Genomic DNA, 17118 nt, shown 5'->3' on the forward strand with positions numbered 1-17118 from the left:
ATCTGGTCGATCAATGCCCAATCCCCGACAGTTGTTCAGTTTGGAAAAATGATGCTCAGGCGCGATCCAAAAAATACATGAGCGCGTCAGGCAGCTCGTTTTGCCAAAAGCCCCACAAATGCTTACCATCCTTTTCACGGTAGGAAACCTCGGCGTTCCGTTCACGCAGCAAATCTGCGCATTGACGGTTAAGCTCTACAAAGTTATAAATGCCGGTATCGCTCTCAAATGCATCCTCCTGTAGGCCGACCGTCATCCACACCCGCAGACGAGACAGATCTTTCTCACGGGCGATGATCTCCTGCGAAGCCTCATAGTAAGCACCGGACAGGCTGATAATACGGTTGAACAGCTGCGGATATAACAAGGCCAAATGCAGAGACACACTGCCTCCCAGCGAATCACCAGCTAAAATGCGGGACGATGCATCACTTCTTATAGGATACTTTTGTTCTACATAGGGAATAATCTCTTCTGCAAAACAGGTGGTATACGCCTTAAAACGATCGCCAAAGGGAGCATATTCCTGGGTTCTGATTTTGGTGTTCACTTCGACGCCGACAATAATGAAGGGCTCGACGCCTTCATCCAGGATGAGGCGGTTGGCATGAGTTGCAATGCGGCCAAAGTTGAAAAATTCCTCTCCATCCTGACAGTATACGACCGGGTAGCTCAATATTTCATTATAGCCGGGCGGCAAGTAAATACGGAGTGTTCTGGTTTCGCCAAGAAAGCGGCTTTCTACTTCGTCTTTAAGGATGGTTCGTTTTAAATACCGGGAATCCGTCATTTTTCGTCACCTTTCTCGGTGTATTATTTTGCATTCGGGATCACAATAAGTTAAGATTACCCTGATTGCAATAGATGCTTAAAAAATGCTTTAAAGATGCTTAAAATTTCAAACATGTACTATGCTGTTATATTAATTTTGGATACCTGTTACATACACAAAAATGTGGTGAACTCAAAAAAAATAACTAAATCTTTGACGCCAGCAATATAACAGGTGTATAATAATCCTATAACAGCGGAACTTGATATTCAAATTTTTTTGTTGAGGTGAAGAAAATGAGCAAGGTTCCTTATGAAGTGTACACAGAGGAAGTTGAGGCTCTGTCCGTGCTTTCTCCGGATGGTGAAATTATCAATAAAGATAAATTGCCTAAACTTACAGATGATCAATTGAAAGAAATTATGTATCGTATGGTATTTACACGTACTTGGGATGACCGTGCTGTTAACTTGGGCCGTCAAGGACGTCTCGGCTTCTACGCTCCGGTATCCGGACAAGAAGCAACCATGGTTGGTAGTGAATTTGCACTCCAAAAAGAAGATTTTATTGCACCAGGCTACCGCGATATTCCGCAACTCGTTTGGCATGGCCTGCCTTTATACCAAGCTTTCTTGTATTCCCGTGGTCATCAACACGGCGGTCAAGTACCGGACGGCGTTAACGTATTGATGCCGCAAATCATCATTGGCGCGCAAATTCTGCATGCTATGGGTATTGCAATGGGCTACAAACTGAAAAAACAAAAACAAGTCGTCATTACATATACAGGTGACGGCGGTTCTTCCGAAGGAGACTTCTACGAAGGTCTGAACTATGCTGGTGTTTACAAGCTGCCAGTTATTTTCTTTGTGCAAAATAATGGCTACGCTATTACGACTCCATTTGCGAAGCAAACCGCTGCACTTTCGATCGCTCACAAAGCGGTTGCTGCTGGTATTAAAGGCGTGAAAATTGACGGTATGGACGTGCTTGCAGTTATCCAGGCTGTTCAGGAAGCCGCAGAGCGTGGACGCAATGGCGAAGGTGCTACACTGATTGAAGCGGTAACATACCGTTTCCGTCCGCATTCTCTTTCTGACGATGCGACGAAATATCGTAGCAAAGAAGAAGAAGGCGAATGGAATGCGAAAGATCCAATTGCCCGCTTTGCGAAATATCTTGAGAAAAAAGGTCTGTGGACTGAAGAAGATACAGCTCGCGTAAAAGAAGAAGCTAAAGCGAAAGTGAACGAAGAGATCAAAAAAGCCGAGAAGACAGAAAAAATGACCATTCCTGGCCTGATCGACAGCATGTTCGAAAAAACGCCTAAGCATCTGGAAGAACAAAAAGCTGATTTTAAATAATTGAGCTAAAAAGAGACCGGGCGGTATCCCGATCCGGTCTGCTTTTGAATTGGACCTGAACTGAAACTGATCTGTCAATGTTTAAGGAGGAAATGAAGCAAATGGCACAAATGAACATGAAAGAAGCTATTCGTGACGCACTGCGCGTAGAGTTGAAACGCGACCCTAACGTCTTGCTTTTCGGTGAAGACGTTGGTCATGTAGGTGGCGTATTCCGTGCAACAGAAGGTTTGCAAAAAGAGTTTGGCGAAGAGCGTGTATTCGATACTCCGCTGGCGGAATCCGCAATCGGGGGTCTTGCTGTCGGTCTGGGTATCCAAGGTTTCCGCCCTGTAGCTGAAATCCAGTTCGTAGGCTTTATCTTTGAAGCACTCGACCAAATGGCAATCCAAGCATCCCGTATGCGTTACCGTTCCGGTGGACGTTACAATTCTCCAATCGTATTCCGTACACCATTTGGTGGCGGTGTTAAGGCAGCCGAGCTGCATACTGATTCCCTGGAAGGTCTTTTAGCTCAAACACCTGGTATCAAGGTTGTTGTTCCTTCCAACCCTTATGATGCAAAAGGTCTTATGATCGCGTCTATCCGCGATAACGATCCAGTATTTTTCATGGAGCATTTGAACTTGTACCATGCGTTCCGCGCTGAAGTTCCTGAGAATGATTACGTTGTTGAGCTGGGCAAAGCCAACGTGGTTCGTGAAGGCTCCGATGTGACGATCATTACTTACGGTATGATGGTACACACTTCGGTTAAGGCTGCTGATGAACTGGAAAAAACAAAAGGCATTAAAGTGGAAATCATTGACTTGCGTACGATTAGTCCGATTGACATTGATACCATCGTTGCTTCCATCCAAAAAACCAATCGTGCTATCGTTGTTCAGGAAGCACAAAAGAGCTCCGGCGTAGCTGCTGAAGTGATTGCACAAATTAACGAAAAAGCAATTCTGCATCTGGAAGCACCAGTTCTGCGTGTAGCTGGTCCAGATACCGTTTATCCTTTTGCTCAAATTGAAGATACTTGGTTGCCAACGCCAACACGTATCATTGATGCGGTTAATAAAGTATTGGAATTTTAATTAAAGCACACCGTAAATTTGGGAGGTTTTAAACGTGGCAAAATTTGAATATAAATTCCCGGAGCTGGGTGAAGGTCTTCATGAAGGCGAAATCATCAAGATGCACATCAAGCCCGGCGACAAAGTAACAGATGAAGATATCATCATGGAAGTACAAAACGACAAGGCAGTTGTTGAAGTTCCATGTCCGGTCAACGGTACGGTTCAAGAAGTATTTGCCAAAGACGGTGACATCTTCAACGTAGGTCAAGTCGTAGCTGTCATTGATGCAGAAGGTGAACTTCCTGAACAAGAAGATGCACCGGAAGCACCAGCTGCTGCTAGCCCTGAGCCAAGTGCTGCTGCACAAGGCGGAGCTGCAGGTGCAGCTAGATTTGAATATAAATTTCCAGAGCTGGGCGAAGGTCTTCACGAAGGCGAAATCATCAAGATGCACATCAAGCCCGGCGACAAAGTAACGGATGAAGATATTATCATGGAAGTACAAAATGACAAGGCTGTAGTTGAAGTTCCTTGCCCAGTCAATGGTACAGTACAAGAAGTATTTGCTAAAGACGGTGACATCTTCAACGTAGGTCAAGTCGTAGCAGTCATTGCTGCAGTGGGTGAGCTTCCTGAACAAGAAGATGCACCAGCTGCCACTAAGCAAGAACAGGATGCTGCGCAAGGTGGAGCTAACACAAAATCGGCTGCAACTCCTGCTGCATCGAACAAAGACGTGCTGGCTACTCCTAGCGTTCGCAAATTTGCACGTGAGCAAGGTGTAAACATCGCTCAAGTGAGTGGTTCCGGCAAAAATGGTAAAATCACTAAAGAAGATGTAGAAGCCTTCAAAAATGGTGGAGGCCAAGCGGCTGCACCAGCAGCAAAAGAAGCTGCAAAAGCACAAGAGCCAGCTAAAAAAGAAGCGAAAGCTGCAGCACCATCCGCACCTGCAGCAGATCCGCGTGCTGAGGAAGAGCGCGTACCATTTAAAGGTATCCGCAAAGCTATTTCCAATGCCATGGTTAAATCGGCTTACACGGCTCCACACGTTACGATTATGGACGAAGTGGATGTAACCGAGCTGGTTGCTTTCCGTACTCGTATGAAACCAATTGCTGAGAAGAAAGGCACAAAAGTAACATACCTGCCATTCATCGTCAAAGCTCTGGTTGCTGCTTCCCGTCAATTCCCGGCTCTGAATGCCTCGATCGACGAAGAAGCGAACGAAATCGTCTACAAAAAATACTACAACATCGGTATCGCTACAGATACAGACAACGGCTTGATCGTTCCTGTCATCAAAGATGCTGATCGTAAGAGTATCTGGATGATTGCTGATTCCATTCGTGATCTGGCTGTACGCGGTCGTGATGGAAAATTGGCTGCCAACGAAATGAGAGGAAGCACGATTTCCATCACTAACATCGGTTCCGCAGGCGGTATGTTCTTTACGCCAATCATCAACTTCCCTGAAGTTGCGATTTTGGGAACTGGTCGTATCAGTGAAAAAGCAGTTGTGAAAAACGGTGAAATTGTTGCTGCTCCAGTAATGGCTCTTTCTCTCAGCTTTGACCACCGTATTATTGACGGTGCAACTGCTCAAAACTTCATGAACTATATCAAACAGCTGCTCGCTAACCCTGAGTTGCTTGTTATGGAGGTGTAATCAATGGTAGTAGGAGACGCTTCTCTGGATATTGACACATTGGTTATCGGTGCGGGTCCTGGCGGCTATGTAGCTGCCATCCGTGCCGCACAATTGGGACAAAGCGTATTGATCGTTGACAAATCCGAGCTGGGCGGTGTCTGTCTGAACCGTGGATGTATTCCATCCAAAGCTTTGATTTCTGCAGCTCACCAATATGAAGCAGCTAAACATGGCGAGTCTTTCGGTATTACGGCTGAGAATGTAAAAGTAGACTTCGCTAAAACACAAGAATTCAAAAACGGTGTTGTTAAAAAAATGACAGGCGGCGTAAGCGGCTTGCTCAAAGGCAACAAAGTTGAAGTTTTCAATGGTGAGTGCATGTTTATCAACGAAAACGAAGCACGTGTATTCAATGAACATGAATCACCACGCTACCGTTTTAAAAATGCTATTATCGCGACAGGTTCCCGTCCGATCGAACTGAAGCCATTCCCATTTGGCGGACGCATTCTGTCTTCTACTGAAGCATTGAACCTGCCTGAAATTCCGAAAAGCCTGATCGTTATCGGCGGTGGATACATTGGTGCAGAGCTTGGACAAATGTATTCCAAATTCGGTTCCAAAGTTACCATCATTGAAGGTATGGATACTGTTCTTCCTGGCTTTGACAAAGATATGACTTCCATCGTTGCGAAAAGCATGAAGAAAACAGGCATTGAAATCTTCACTGGTGCTAAAGCAGAAAGTGCAGAACAAACAGATAAAGACGTAACCGTGAAGTTCTCCGTTAACGGCGAAAGCAAAGAAGTAACTGCTGATTACCTGCTTGTAACCGTTGGACGTCGTCCAAACACAGACGGCGAACTGGGTCTGGATCTGATCGGTGTAGAACTGGATGAGCGCGGAATGGTGAAAGTTGACCATCAAGGACGCACTAGCATTCCTCATATCTTTGCCATCGGCGATATCGTTGCTGGTCTTGCTCTGGCTCACAAAGCTTCTTATGAAGGTAAAGTGGCTGCTGAAGCAATCGCAGGCGAGCCGTCCGTAGTAGACTACAAATGTATGCCGGCTGTCGTTTTCACAGATCCAGAATGCTCCAGCGTAGGCTACACAGAGGCACAAGCCAAAGAAAAAGGCCACAATGTCAAAGTTGGCAAGTTCTCTTATGGAGCAAACGGTCGTGCTGTTTCCCTGAACGCTGCTGAAGGCTTTGTGAAAATCGTAGCTGACGCAGATACCGGTCTGGTACTGGGTACGCAAATCGTAGGTCTGGAAGCTTCCAACCTGATTGCTGAGCTGGGTCTGGCGATTGAAATGGGTGCTACACTCGAAGACATCTCCCTGACTATTCATGCTCACCCTACATTGGGCGAAATCGTTATGGAAGCAGCGGAAGTCGTGCTGGGTCATCCGATCCACGCATTGGCACCACGTCGCTAATTCCATTTCATCATCTCGTTTTTGGTTTTCATACATCTTCAAGAGAGGCAAGGAGCGCAATATCTGCGCTTTTTGTCTCTTTTTTTCATGTTTTAGGATTTTCAGGACTACCATGAAAATTCAAACAGTACATGGTCATCGAAGTGCCGTACATGATAAACTAAATATAGCTGTGGTGTAGAGCGAATTTTTTCAAGATTAGATTCTAGCGCTGCTAGATCTTTAAATCATGCTTAAAGGAGAGAAAAGAAGTGCGCAACTATTTGGAATTGCTGGAGGATATATTAGAGAATGGCGTAAAAAAAGAGGACCGCACAGGGACAGGAACGCTTTCTGTCTTCGGAAAACAGCTCCGCTTTGACCTGGCCAAGGGCTTTCCCTTGGTAACCACCAAAAGGGTACATTTAAAATCGGTCATCCACGAGCTGCTATGGTTTTTACGGGGAGATACCAATATTTCTTACCTCAAGGAGAACGGAGTTACCATTTGGGATGAATGGGCGGACGAGCAGGGGAATCTGGGTCCCGTATACGGATCACAATGGCGCTCGTGGGAGACGACGGACGGGCAGCATATTGACCAGATTGCCAACGTCATTGAAGCGATTAAAAATAATCCGGATTCACGCCGACACATCGTCAGTGCCTGGAATGTGGCTCAAATCGAATCGATGAAGCTTCCGCCTTGTCATTTTGTATTTCAGTTCTATGTAGCTGGAGGAAAGCTTTCCTGCATGCTAACTATGCGGTCGGTAGATACCTTTCTTGGGCTGCCATTCAACATCGCAAGTTATGCATTGTTAACGCATATGGTTGCACAGCAATGCAACTTGGAGCCGGGGGAATTTATTTGGTCAGGCGGTGATGTGCATATTTATTCAAATCATATGCAACAAGTGCACACGCAGCTGGAGCGCGAGCCTTATCCACTGCCTCAGCTGAAAATTCTGCGTAAGCCGGATTCCATTTTTGATTACACTTACGAGGATTTTGTTTTTGAGAATTACGAGTATCACCCGGGGATCAAGGCGCCTGTCGCCATCTGATTAGAGGGGGTGAAAAGCAAAGGAGGTGGACAGCATAAGTATTTCGATGATATGGGCTATGGCACAAAATGGTGTGATCGGCCGTGATAATCAGCTCCCTTGGCGTCTCCCAAGAGACATGGCCTTTTTCAAAGAGCAAACGATGGGCAAGACTGTACTCATGGGGCGCAAGACGTGGGAGTCCTTTGGAGGAAGAAGCCTGCCTAACCGACGTAACGTGGTTTTGACCCGAGATCAGAGCTATCAGGCAGAAGGGGCGGAAGTGGTTCATTCACTCGAAGAGGGACTCCAATTGGCTACAGAAAAGGAACTGATGGTCATCGGGGGAGCGGAGATTTATTCACTGTTTTGGCCAAATGCCGATCGGCTGATCGTGACCCGAATTGAGGAGATTTTTGAAGGGGATACCACTTTCCCTGAGCTGGATTGGAATGGCTGGCATGTAGTTAGTGAGATTCCAGGTATTAAGGATGAAAGAAACCCGTACAACTACCGTTTTGTCGTTTATGAGAGAACAAAATAAGAATGGGAACCATTTGACCTCACCGATTTGAAAAATTAATGAACCATATAAAAAATCCTTTTGGCTGTTGATGCAGAAAGTTGCATAAGTTTTCATTACTTTTACGCTGTATTGTGATACAATAAATCAAATTCAACGAGAACAGACCCTTTCATGATACAAACAGACAAATTCGAATTTGACTCAAATTCTGAATGGATGGACGGGGTTCATAAGCGAAGAGATGGGGGAACGTAACATGTCTACACCAACTGGATTTATGGAATACACACGACAGCTTCCTACAGACCGGGACCCGGCAGAGCGTATTAAGGATTGGGAAGAATTCCATAAGCATATGTCTGAAGAAGAGCTGCGTACCCAAGGGGCACGTTGTATGGACTGCGGAACTCCTTATTGTCATACAGGGATGGATATGATGGGAGCAACTTTAGGCTGCCCGGTTCATAATCTTATTCCGGAATGGAACAATCTCGTATATCGTGGTTTATGGAAGGAAGCGCTAGATCGGCTGCACAAAACGAATAACTTCCCGGAATTTACAGGCCGTGTCTGTCCTGCGCCATGCGAAGGTTCCTGTACAGTCGGCCTGATCGGACAGTCTGTTACCATTAAGACGATTGAGGAAGCTATAATCGAAAAAGGTTTTGAGGAAGGCTGGGTTGTCCCTAATCCGCCAGAAAAGCGTACAGGCAAACGAGTGGCTATTGTCGGCTCGGGTCCAGCAGGATTAGCTGCTGCTGCTCAGCTTAATAAAGCAGGGCACAGCGTGACTGTGTATGAGCGTGCGGATCGTGTGGGTGGATTGCTGATGTACGGAATCCCTTCCATGAAGCTGGATAAGAAGGTTGTACAGCGTCGTGTGGATTTGCTGGAGGCTGAAGGTATCCGATTCATCACTAATACGGAAATCGGCAAAGATATCTCTACTGAGCAGCTAATAGCTGAGTATGATGCAGTTGTACTATGCGGTGGATCTACGAAGCCGAGAGAATTCAATATTGAAGGCAGCGATTTGAATGGTGTTCATTATGCGATGGATTATTTGAATGGCACCATCAAGAGCTATTTGGATTCCAACCTTGAAGATGGAAACTATTTGTCCTCCAAAGATAAGGATGTTATTGTAATCGGCGGCGGTGATACGGGTTCGGACTGTGTAGCTACTTCTCTGCGCCATGGATGTCGGAGCGTCACTCAATTTGGTACACATGCTAAAGCTCCTTTGGAACGTGACCCGATTGCCAACCCTTGGCCACAATTTCCAAATGTGTACTCTCTTGATTATGCACAGGAGGAGGCAAAGGCGTTGTTCGGGGAAGATCCGCGTGAGTTCTCCATCATGACGACTAAATTTGTAGGTGACGAGAACGGGAATTTGAAAGAGCTGCATACCATCCAAATTCAACGTATTGTCGATGAAACAGGACGTAAAATCTATCAACCAATTCCGGGTACAGAGCGCGTATTCCCGGCACAGATTGCGCTTATTGCGATTGGATTTGATGGACCTGAGCAAACGATCGTGGAGGAAATCGGTTTGGAAACGGACCGTCGCTCCAACGTTAAAGCACGCTATGGCAAATATGTTACGAATGTCGAAAAGGTTTTTGCAGCGGGTGATATGCGCCGTGGACAAAGTCTTGTCGTGTGGGCTATCAATGAAGGTCGGGAAGCCGCGCGTGAGGTTGATAAATACCTCATGGGTGCTACCGTTTTGGTGTAAATCCAAGCTTTATCATTACGGATCATGTCAAAGCTCCATCTTCGGATGGGGCTTTGTTGTGTTTACAAGTTAGTGGATAGCAGGACACAAAAGAGAACGATATATGATTTAAGTTTACGAAATATTTCTGAATCGAATGTGATTTTATGGTATGTAAGGAGTTGTTACTATACTGTTACTATGCTGTTATTATAATGTGATTAAAGTTCACAAATAAATTAAAAGATCTGAATGTTTATTTATTATCTACAGTGATCATAACATAAAATCCGAAGAGAAGTGTAGCCTTTTTTATTGAATTATGAAATTTTTTTGCGATAAAAAGAAAACATTCAATTTATATGTAAGATAAATTGACTTAAATATGACTCAAGGTGTTTTGTTGTAGGTGTTTTGTTGTGCAACTATTAGGAGATTTTATACATATCCTTTCCAGTCTTCGCAAAATCATAGCCTGAGAGAACAATGATATCTATGGTATAATACACGTATATTGTTGAAGCGTTAGACTAAATGAATTTACAAAGGAGCTTTCGCCCGGGAGAAAGCTCCTTTTGCATGAGGCCATGCTACCTGTGTTTCCTGTACATTTCATGTATATGTATGATTCGTAGAAGGAAAACAGAAGGCCGTCAGGAAGGAATGGAATATGAATGAAGACGTTGATTATTGCTGAAAAACCGGATATGGGGCGGACGATTGCTGCTGTTATGGAGCCGCGTGCTAAAAATAACCGCACTTATTTGGAAGGTGAAAAATACATTGTAACCTGGGCAATCGGTCATTTGCTGGGTCTGGCTGAGCCGGATGCATACGATGCCAAGTACAAACGATGGAATATTCAGGATCTGCCCATTATCCCTGAGCAGTTCAAAATTGTACCGAATCCCAAAACAAAGGATCAACTGAAAATGATTGGTGAGCTGGCCAAACGCTGCAATGCCATCGTCAATGCTTGTGATGCCGGGCGGGAAGGGCAGTATATTTTTGCGTTGATTCAACAGCAGCTGAAGTTGCGCCAGCCAGTCAAGCGGCTATGGATCTCAGATTTGACAGCAGAAAGTATTGCGACAGGTTTTGAACGGTTGCGAGATGCTTCAGAGTTTGAATTTTTGACTCAGGCAGCGCGGGCGCGAAGTGAAGCGGACTGGCTGATCGGAATGAACGCCTCCAGAGCCTTCACAACACGGCATAACACGCTGCTGTCGGTAGGGCGGGTGCAAACTCCTGTGCTGGCATTAATCCATGATCGGGAGAAGGAAATTGAAGCATTTCAGTCTCAAACCTTTTATGATGTATGGGCCGAGTTTAAGCAAGATCAAATCAAGTACAAAGGTACATGGCAGGGGGACCGACTGACTAAACCCGAAGAAGCTGAGGAGATCGCTGCAGCGGTTCGCGGCAAAACAGGCCATATTACCAAATATGATACAAAGCAGACGAAGGAGTATCCTTTTAAACTGTATGATTTGACGCTGCTTCAACGCGAGGCGAATGCCAAGTACGGTTATTCGGCCAAAAAAACATTGGATGTGGCACAGGCTCTTTATGAGCGGCATAAGGTCATTTCTTATCCACGTACCAACTCCAATTATGTGACAGAACAAAATATAGACGGGATGCACAAGGCGCTGCGTATGTTGGGCACAGGGCCTTATGCTGAGCTGGCACAACAAGCAAACCCTAATTTGGTCCATAAACAGAATAAATCGGTCTGCAATCCGTCTCGTGTTGAGGATCACCATGCTATTTTGCCAACGTTAAAAAGACCGGGAACGCTTAGCAAGGAGGAGCAAAATATATATGACCTGATTATTCGCAGGTTTTTATCCCATTTTTTTCCTCCTGCTGAATATAAAATGCATACAGTGATGACACAGGTGGACAAGCATCTGTTTAAAACAAGTATCAAGGAGCTTCTTTCCTTGGGATGGAAAGTGGTTTTGAGCAAGGCTGACCAGGATAAAGGTAAAAAGAGCAAAGCAGCCAAGAAAGAGGAAGAAGAGGAGACGGACGAGTGGACGGACAAGAAGTTTGAAATCGACGCAGGTCGTCAGGTGGACTGTATTCGCGCCGAAATGAAAGAAAAGGCGACTCAGCCGCCTAAAAGCTACACAGAGGGTACGCTGCTCAAAGCGATGGAAAGCGCGGGCAAGCAGATGGAGAATGAGGAATTACGCGAGGTCATGAAGGATGCCGGATTAGGTACGCCTGCGACACGTGCCGCCACCATTGAACGATTGAAGAAGGTCGGCTACATTGAAATGAAGGGTAAAAAGATTCTCATTACGGATAAGGGGAAAATGGCCATTGAGCTGATCCGTCATGCGGGGGTTGATCTGTTAGCCTCACCAGAGATGACGGGTCAATGGGAACGCCGTCTGCATCAAATTTCCAAGGGGGAGGCAGCTCAGGAGAAGTTTATGGACAATGTTAAAAGATTTACGTTGTCCATCATTGACAAGGTGAAGCAGCAGCCACCGGCTCCGGCCAATGCTTTTGGCGAGGAAACGAGGGGCAAGCGTGCGGGCGGCAAGGGAAGCACCCGCAGTGCAGATGCGAGTGGACAGACTGCCGCCAAAGGGACGCGCGTTCCAGCAGGACGCGGTAGCAGCGCTGGAAGCGCAACGCTGGAGCGTGCCTCGGATGCGGCAGCTTCAGCCGCAGGAGCAGCACGTGGCTCCTCCAGCGGGTCGTCAGGCGCTTCACCGAGCCGACGGGAAGCTCTGGGCAGCTGCCCACGCTCCAGTTGCGGCGGAAGCATTATTGAAGGCCGCAAGGGGTACGGGTGCAGCCACTACAAGCAGGGCTGCGGCTTTGTTGTCTGGAAGGAATATGCGGGCAAGCAGATTACGGAAACCATGCTCAAGTCTCTGTTGACGAAGGGACAGACGCAGTTGTTGTCTTTTAAGCGTAAAGATGGATCGACTGTCAAAGCGCGAATTGTGCTGAATGAACCAGGTACAGGCCAACTTAGTGTTCGTGAGGAAATTTGATACATTCATAGCTATAATTTATATAAAATTATAATAATAACTTTTTTTAGTCGTCGTCAGATGACTTCTGAATTTCATCAGGAGTCGTCTTTTTTTATGCCCACTGATGCCCAATTAAGTTCTAGAAAGATTACACATCCTAAAAATCCCCACTAAAATCGAATAATTAACATTAGATTAAACATTTGTAAGCTTCCGACCGATAAAATAAATAGAAGTTTATGCAAAACAAATTTTTCCAGTTAGTTTATAAACACTCTATGCGTTGCGTTCAGGAGAGCTTCCCTTAACAAATTGTACAACTCAGGAAGTAAAAAAGTTGTGTAATGTGTTTTAAAACGAGAACGCGATCCTTTGACATGAAAATTTTTTTACAGGAGATGGTGGAAGAATCGTGGAAACGAAAATGGTAAATGTGACAGACTCAACGCAATTACGCAAACTGGGCAACTCGGATTTAAAGCTGTCACCTCTTGGGCTTGGCTGCTGGCAGTTCAGCAACGGAAAAGGGATGGTCGGGAAATTCTGGCCGGCGCTGCGTCGGGAGGATATACGGCAAATTGTTCAGACTAGTTTAGAAGGTGGAATTAATTGGTTCGATACGGCTGAAGCATACGGTGGCGGACAGTCTGAACAGCTACTGGCTGGCACGCTGAATGAGATCGGAGGACCGCTCGCAGAACAGGCGAGTATCGCTACAAAATGGTGGCCGGCCTTTCGTACCGCAGGTAGCATCACAGCAACGATTGATGAACGTATTCGCCATTTGGATCAACGGACGATTCACCTTTATCAGGTGCATTCGCCTTACTCCTTTTCTTCGGTCGGCGCGACGATGAATGCGATGGCTAAACTGGTCGAGCAAGGTAAGATTAAATATGTGGGTGTAAGCAACTTTTCCGCGCAACAAATACGCGAAGCCGATCGTGTGCTGCGAGAGCACGGCCTTCGCCTGGTTTCGAATCAAGTGAAATACAGCCTTCTTGACCGGAGAATCGAACAGAACGGAATTCTGGACACGGCCAAAGAACTCGGTGTGGCGATCATCGCATATTCCCCGTTAATGCAGGGGATCTTAAGTGGAAAATTCCATAAAAATCCTAATTTGGTCAAGTCAATCAAGGGTCCGCGCAAGTGGACGGCGGCATTCCGGGATTCGGGGCTGCAGAGATCGAAGCCGCTGATTGAAACGCTGGAACAGTTGGCCCAACAATATAATGTGACGCCAACGCAGATTGCCTTGAATTGGCTGATTAACGCCCATGGAGAGAACGTATTTGCGATACCTGGGGCTTCGAAAATACATCATGCCCAGGAAAATGTGAGGGCGATGCAGTTTACCTTGACAGCAGGAGAGATTGAGATGATCAGCCACGTTTCCAACCAAGTGCTGAGATCGAAGTAATCGTGGTTAAAACATTGCTCTTCCGAAGATACCTACCCATTGCTCCACTCCCTATACACCTCACGTCGCCAATTTTGACAAAACATCGAATGCGAGAGAAGCTTTGGAACGTCATTTTTGTCATAACCTGATAAAAGATTAAAGGATATCACATCAATGATAATGTGTAAAAGAAAATATATAATCTTTTAAAATAAAGTAATTATTATGAGTGAATATACAATTTATTAGTCATTGTGAAATGACACCATAGATTGTTGTTTGTCAAAGATTTTGACTATATCTTGTGGTTATCTAATCGATATTGCTCCTTTACACACATTTTAAAAACTTAGAACTAATTGACAAAATGAGATATTTTCATTATTGTACAATTAATTAAATTTATTTCATATATATTCCATTTTTAAATAACATACTAAATGGTTCACAATTCATCATTCAAAAGCTAACCGCTAAAGTTGTCCAGGTTGGCATCTTGGAATGTTGGGGGTGGGGATGAGAGATTGAGTAAAATGAACCGGGGTTGCCGGACGACAGGAAATTAGTGGCTCACTGACGTATTTCGCGCAGCGACTAACAACGTATTGTAAATATAATTCCAGGTAAAAGGTTTCGAAAAAAAACGAACTGGTAACAAAGCTTACCGCATTGTGGCGCCGGAGGGGGACCTGAAGGCGTGGATACAGTGGTAGATTATACTTGCTGTTTTCGGTACAACCTGATGTTCAAAAGATGTAAAAAATATACTTACTTATTTCCCGTTAATCGTAAACACCTCGAAAGTGGTGGACACAAAGCCATGGGTCTAAAGCTGGATTAAACAGCCATGATTGCCAGGTTGCCGAAGGAAACCGGGCGAAGTCTGCTGCCTGTTCCTGTACTTTTATAGGGGAACAGGCTTTTTTTATTTGTAGTGGGAAATCGTTTGGTCATATGGGCTAGAACACATGAAATGCTTAACAACAGGAGGGAATTTTATGGAAACGAGCATGATAACTATTAAGGAGTATCCGTTAAGCTCCTATCAGAAAGACATATGGTTCGAACAGTGCATGTACCCTGAAAAACCTATTTATAATATTGGTGGGTATGTTGAGGTCAAAGGGAACCTGGATACGGCTATCATGAAGGAGTGCTTGCAGTTACTAATCAGCCAGAATGATTCTCTTAGTGCCCGTTTTATCGATAAAAAGGGAGAACCTTATTTAACATTCCTGCCGGAAGTTGAATATGAAGTTCCGTTTCATAATTTTTCAATGAAGGAAGATCCAAATTCTTTTTGCATCAACTGGATGAAAAAGGAATTTTTAAAGCCTTTTCAATCTGATAACTATTATTTTCAATTTGATTTATTGCAAGGCACCCTGAATACCTATTTTATTTTACTTAAAGTTCATCATTTGGTGATCGATGGATGGGGATTTGCTCTCTTAATCAATCAACTCTTTGACAATTACAATAAACTCACGCAAGGAATTGGCGAAATGAATAGAACTGTCTATTCCTATGCTGATTTTATCTCTGATAATCAGGATTATCTGAATTCTCCGGCCTTTTTAAAAGACAGGGAGTTCTGGAAGAACAAATACCAAACTATTCCCGAGCCTCTATTAAGCAGAGGAGTGAACTTCGATGATGGTGATTCCGCTTGGAGTGATCGGCAAACCTTAACGATAAACAAGACCTTATACAATCAAATGATTGAATTTTGCAAAGAGGAAGGGTGTTCGTCGTTCCATTACTTTTTAGGCATACTGTTCCTTTATTTCAGCAGGGTTTGTAATCGGAACGAGATGGTGATCGGCGTCCCGGTTTTCAACCGGGGCAAAGCGAGATATAAGCAGACGATGGGACATTTCGCCAACGTGCTGCCGCTGCGGATCAGCCCTGAAGAAGATATAAGCTTTAAAGAGCTGATAAAGCGCATCAAACGTGAGCTTATGCAATGCTATCGGCATCAGAAAATGTCCTTTGGCGAAATTTACCGGGCAGTTTACGAGAATAGCAATGAGAAAGGAAAACTGTTTGATATATCGCTTTCTTTCGAAGAACAGGAAAACAGAGAATCATTGATCGGCGCAGCAACCCGGATTGAGAGCATGCCGCATCATCATGAAAGGAATGCACTTAATCTCTTTATATGGGGGCAAGAAGGTAAAACGGATGTAGCCGTTAATTTTGACTATCAGATACAGGCTTTTGAAAGATTCATCCCCATTGAGAATGTCGTTTCCCACTTTGAATATTTGTTTGCTCAAGTCATGGAGCACAGTGAAACTCCTATTTCACAAATCGAAATCGTACCTGAGGAAGAAAAGGATGTGCTGCTTCGCGATTTCAATCGCACGGAGGCGGAGTATCCGAAGGATCAAACGATCCATGGGCTGTTTGAGGAACGAGCAGGGCAAAGAGCAGATCATCCGGCTTTAGTCTGGGGAGAGCAAACACTGACCTACCGGGAACTGAACGAGCAGGCGAATCGGGTGGCGATGGTCTTGAGAGCGCGCGGAGTGAAGGCGAACGATATCGTCGCCATCATGATGGAGCGTTCCATGGAAATGGTCATAGGCATCCTGGGAACGCTCAAAGCGGGTGGAGCCTACCTGCCGATAGATCCGAACTATCCGGAGGAACGGATTCACTACATGCTGGAGGACAGCGGCGCGTCCATGCTGCTGACGCAAAAGCATCTCCGGGACAAGCTCACTTATCACGGCCCGATCATGGATGTGGATGGCGAAGACTTGAAGCATGTAGAACTGGATGGCAATGCCAATCTGCAACCTGTTAACAAGCCGGAGGATTTGGCCTATATCATCTATACCTCAGGTTCCACCGGGAAGCCCAAAGGGGTCATGGTAGAACATCGGGGAATCCTCAACCTCTGGCATTTCTTCCAGGAACAATGGGGCGTGAACGGATCGGATCGGATGCTGCAGTTTGCCAGCAGCTCGTTTGACGCTTCGGTGTGGGAAATGTTCACGATTTTGCTGGGAGGCGGAACGCTTTATCTGGTTTCGCGAGATATTATTAATAACCTGAATGAGTTTGCGAGCTTCGTAAACGAAAACCAAATTACGATCGCGCTGCTACCACCTACCTATCTGGCGGGGATGGAACCGGAC

General features: G+C 45.3%; 11 protein-coding genes and 1 riboswitch. Of the genes, 10 read left to right on the top strand and 1 reads right to left on the bottom strand.

Annotation, left to right across the window (positions count from 1 at the left end):
- Positions 1-55: 55 nt before the first annotated feature.
- Entirely contained in the window at positions 56-790 is a 735-nt protein-coding gene (locus tag BAZ21_RS10900) for an alpha/beta hydrolase (protein ID WP_068499894.1), read from the bottom strand.
- A gap of 278 nt (positions 791-1068) precedes the next feature.
- Here BAZ21_RS10900 and pdhA point away from each other — a divergent pair, with 278 nt between their 5' ends.
- The 10 genes from pdhA to BAZ21_RS10950 form a co-directional block, all read left to right on the top strand.
- Positions 1069-2136: a pyruvate dehydrogenase (acetyl-transferring) E1 component subunit alpha gene (pdhA, locus tag BAZ21_RS10905; protein ID WP_068499896.1), complete on the top strand. Its 1068-nt coding sequence runs from the start codon at positions 1069-1071 to the stop codon at positions 2134-2136.
- A gap of 101 nt (positions 2137-2237) precedes the next feature.
- Positions 2238-3218 carry an alpha-ketoacid dehydrogenase subunit beta gene (locus tag BAZ21_RS10910; protein ID WP_068499900.1) on the top strand — a complete coding sequence of 327 codons (981 nt, stop codon included), beginning with the start codon at positions 2238-2240 and terminating at the stop codon, positions 3216-3218.
- Positions 3219-3252: 34 nt separating this feature from the next.
- Entirely contained in the window at positions 3253-4869 is a 1617-nt protein-coding gene (locus BAZ21_RS10915; protein WP_068499902.1) for a 2-oxo acid dehydrogenase subunit E2, read from the top strand.
- A gap of 3 nt (positions 4870-4872) precedes the next feature.
- On the top strand, positions 4873-6294 hold the full coding sequence (gene lpdA, locus BAZ21_RS10920) for a dihydrolipoyl dehydrogenase (protein ID WP_068499905.1): 1422 nt from the start codon (positions 4873-4875) through the stop codon (positions 6292-6294).
- A 251-nt stretch (positions 6295-6545) separates the two neighbouring features.
- A complete protein-coding gene (gene thyA, locus BAZ21_RS10925) occupies positions 6546-7340 on the top strand; it encodes a thymidylate synthase (protein ID WP_068499908.1) in 795 nt (264 codons plus the stop codon).
- Between the two features lie 34 nt (positions 7341-7374).
- Positions 7375-7863 (top strand): dihydrofolate reductase, encoded by a 489-nt coding sequence (locus BAZ21_RS10930; protein WP_068499980.1) that lies wholly within the window; start codon positions 7375-7377, stop codon positions 7861-7863.
- Between the two features lie 238 nt (positions 7864-8101).
- Positions 8102-9589: a glutamate synthase subunit beta gene (locus BAZ21_RS10935; protein ID WP_068499911.1), complete on the top strand. Its 1488-nt coding sequence runs from the start codon at positions 8102-8104 to the stop codon at positions 9587-9589.
- 653 nt (positions 9590-10242) lie between these two features.
- Positions 10243-12585: a type IA DNA topoisomerase gene (locus BAZ21_RS10940; RefSeq protein ID WP_068499915.1), complete on the top strand. Its 2343-nt coding sequence runs from the start codon at positions 10243-10245 to the stop codon at positions 12583-12585.
- Positions 12586-12979: 394 nt separating this feature from the next.
- Positions 12980-13990, top strand: coding sequence for an aldo/keto reductase (locus BAZ21_RS10945; RefSeq protein ID WP_084011578.1), 1011 nt, complete (start codon positions 12980-12982; stop codon positions 13988-13990).
- Positions 13991-14749: 759 nt separating this feature from the next.
- Positions 14750-14839, top strand: a riboswitch (cyclic di-GMP riboswitch).
- Between the two features lie 131 nt (positions 14840-14970).
- Positions 14971-17118: non-ribosomal peptide synthetase (locus BAZ21_RS10950; protein WP_176718138.1), on the top strand; the 2148-nt coding region annotated here is incomplete at its 3' end.

This window comes from Paenibacillus kribbensis (assembly GCF_001705305.1).
In the GTDB taxonomy this organism is placed as follows: Bacteria; Bacillota; Bacilli; order Paenibacillales; family Paenibacillaceae; genus Paenibacillus; species Paenibacillus kribbensis_B.

Coding starts and splice junctions, on each gene's coding strand:
- BAZ21_RS10900 (WP_068499894.1), bottom strand. CDS start 790: ATGACGGATTCCCGGTATTTAAAACGAACCATCCTTAAAGACGAAGTA.
- pdhA (WP_068499896.1), top strand. CDS start 1,069: ATGAGCAAGGTTCCTTATGAAGTGTACACAGAGGAAGTTGAGGCTCTG.
- BAZ21_RS10910 (WP_068499900.1), top strand. CDS start 2,238: ATGGCACAAATGAACATGAAAGAAGCTATTCGTGACGCACTGCGCGTA.
- lpdA (WP_068499905.1), top strand. CDS start 4,873: ATGGTAGTAGGAGACGCTTCTCTGGATATTGACACATTGGTTATCGGT.
- BAZ21_RS10935 (WP_068499911.1), top strand. CDS start 8,102: ATGTCTACACCAACTGGATTTATGGAATACACACGACAGCTTCCTACA.
- BAZ21_RS10940 (WP_068499915.1), top strand. CDS start 10,243: ATGAAGACGTTGATTATTGCTGAAAAACCGGATATGGGGCGGACGATT.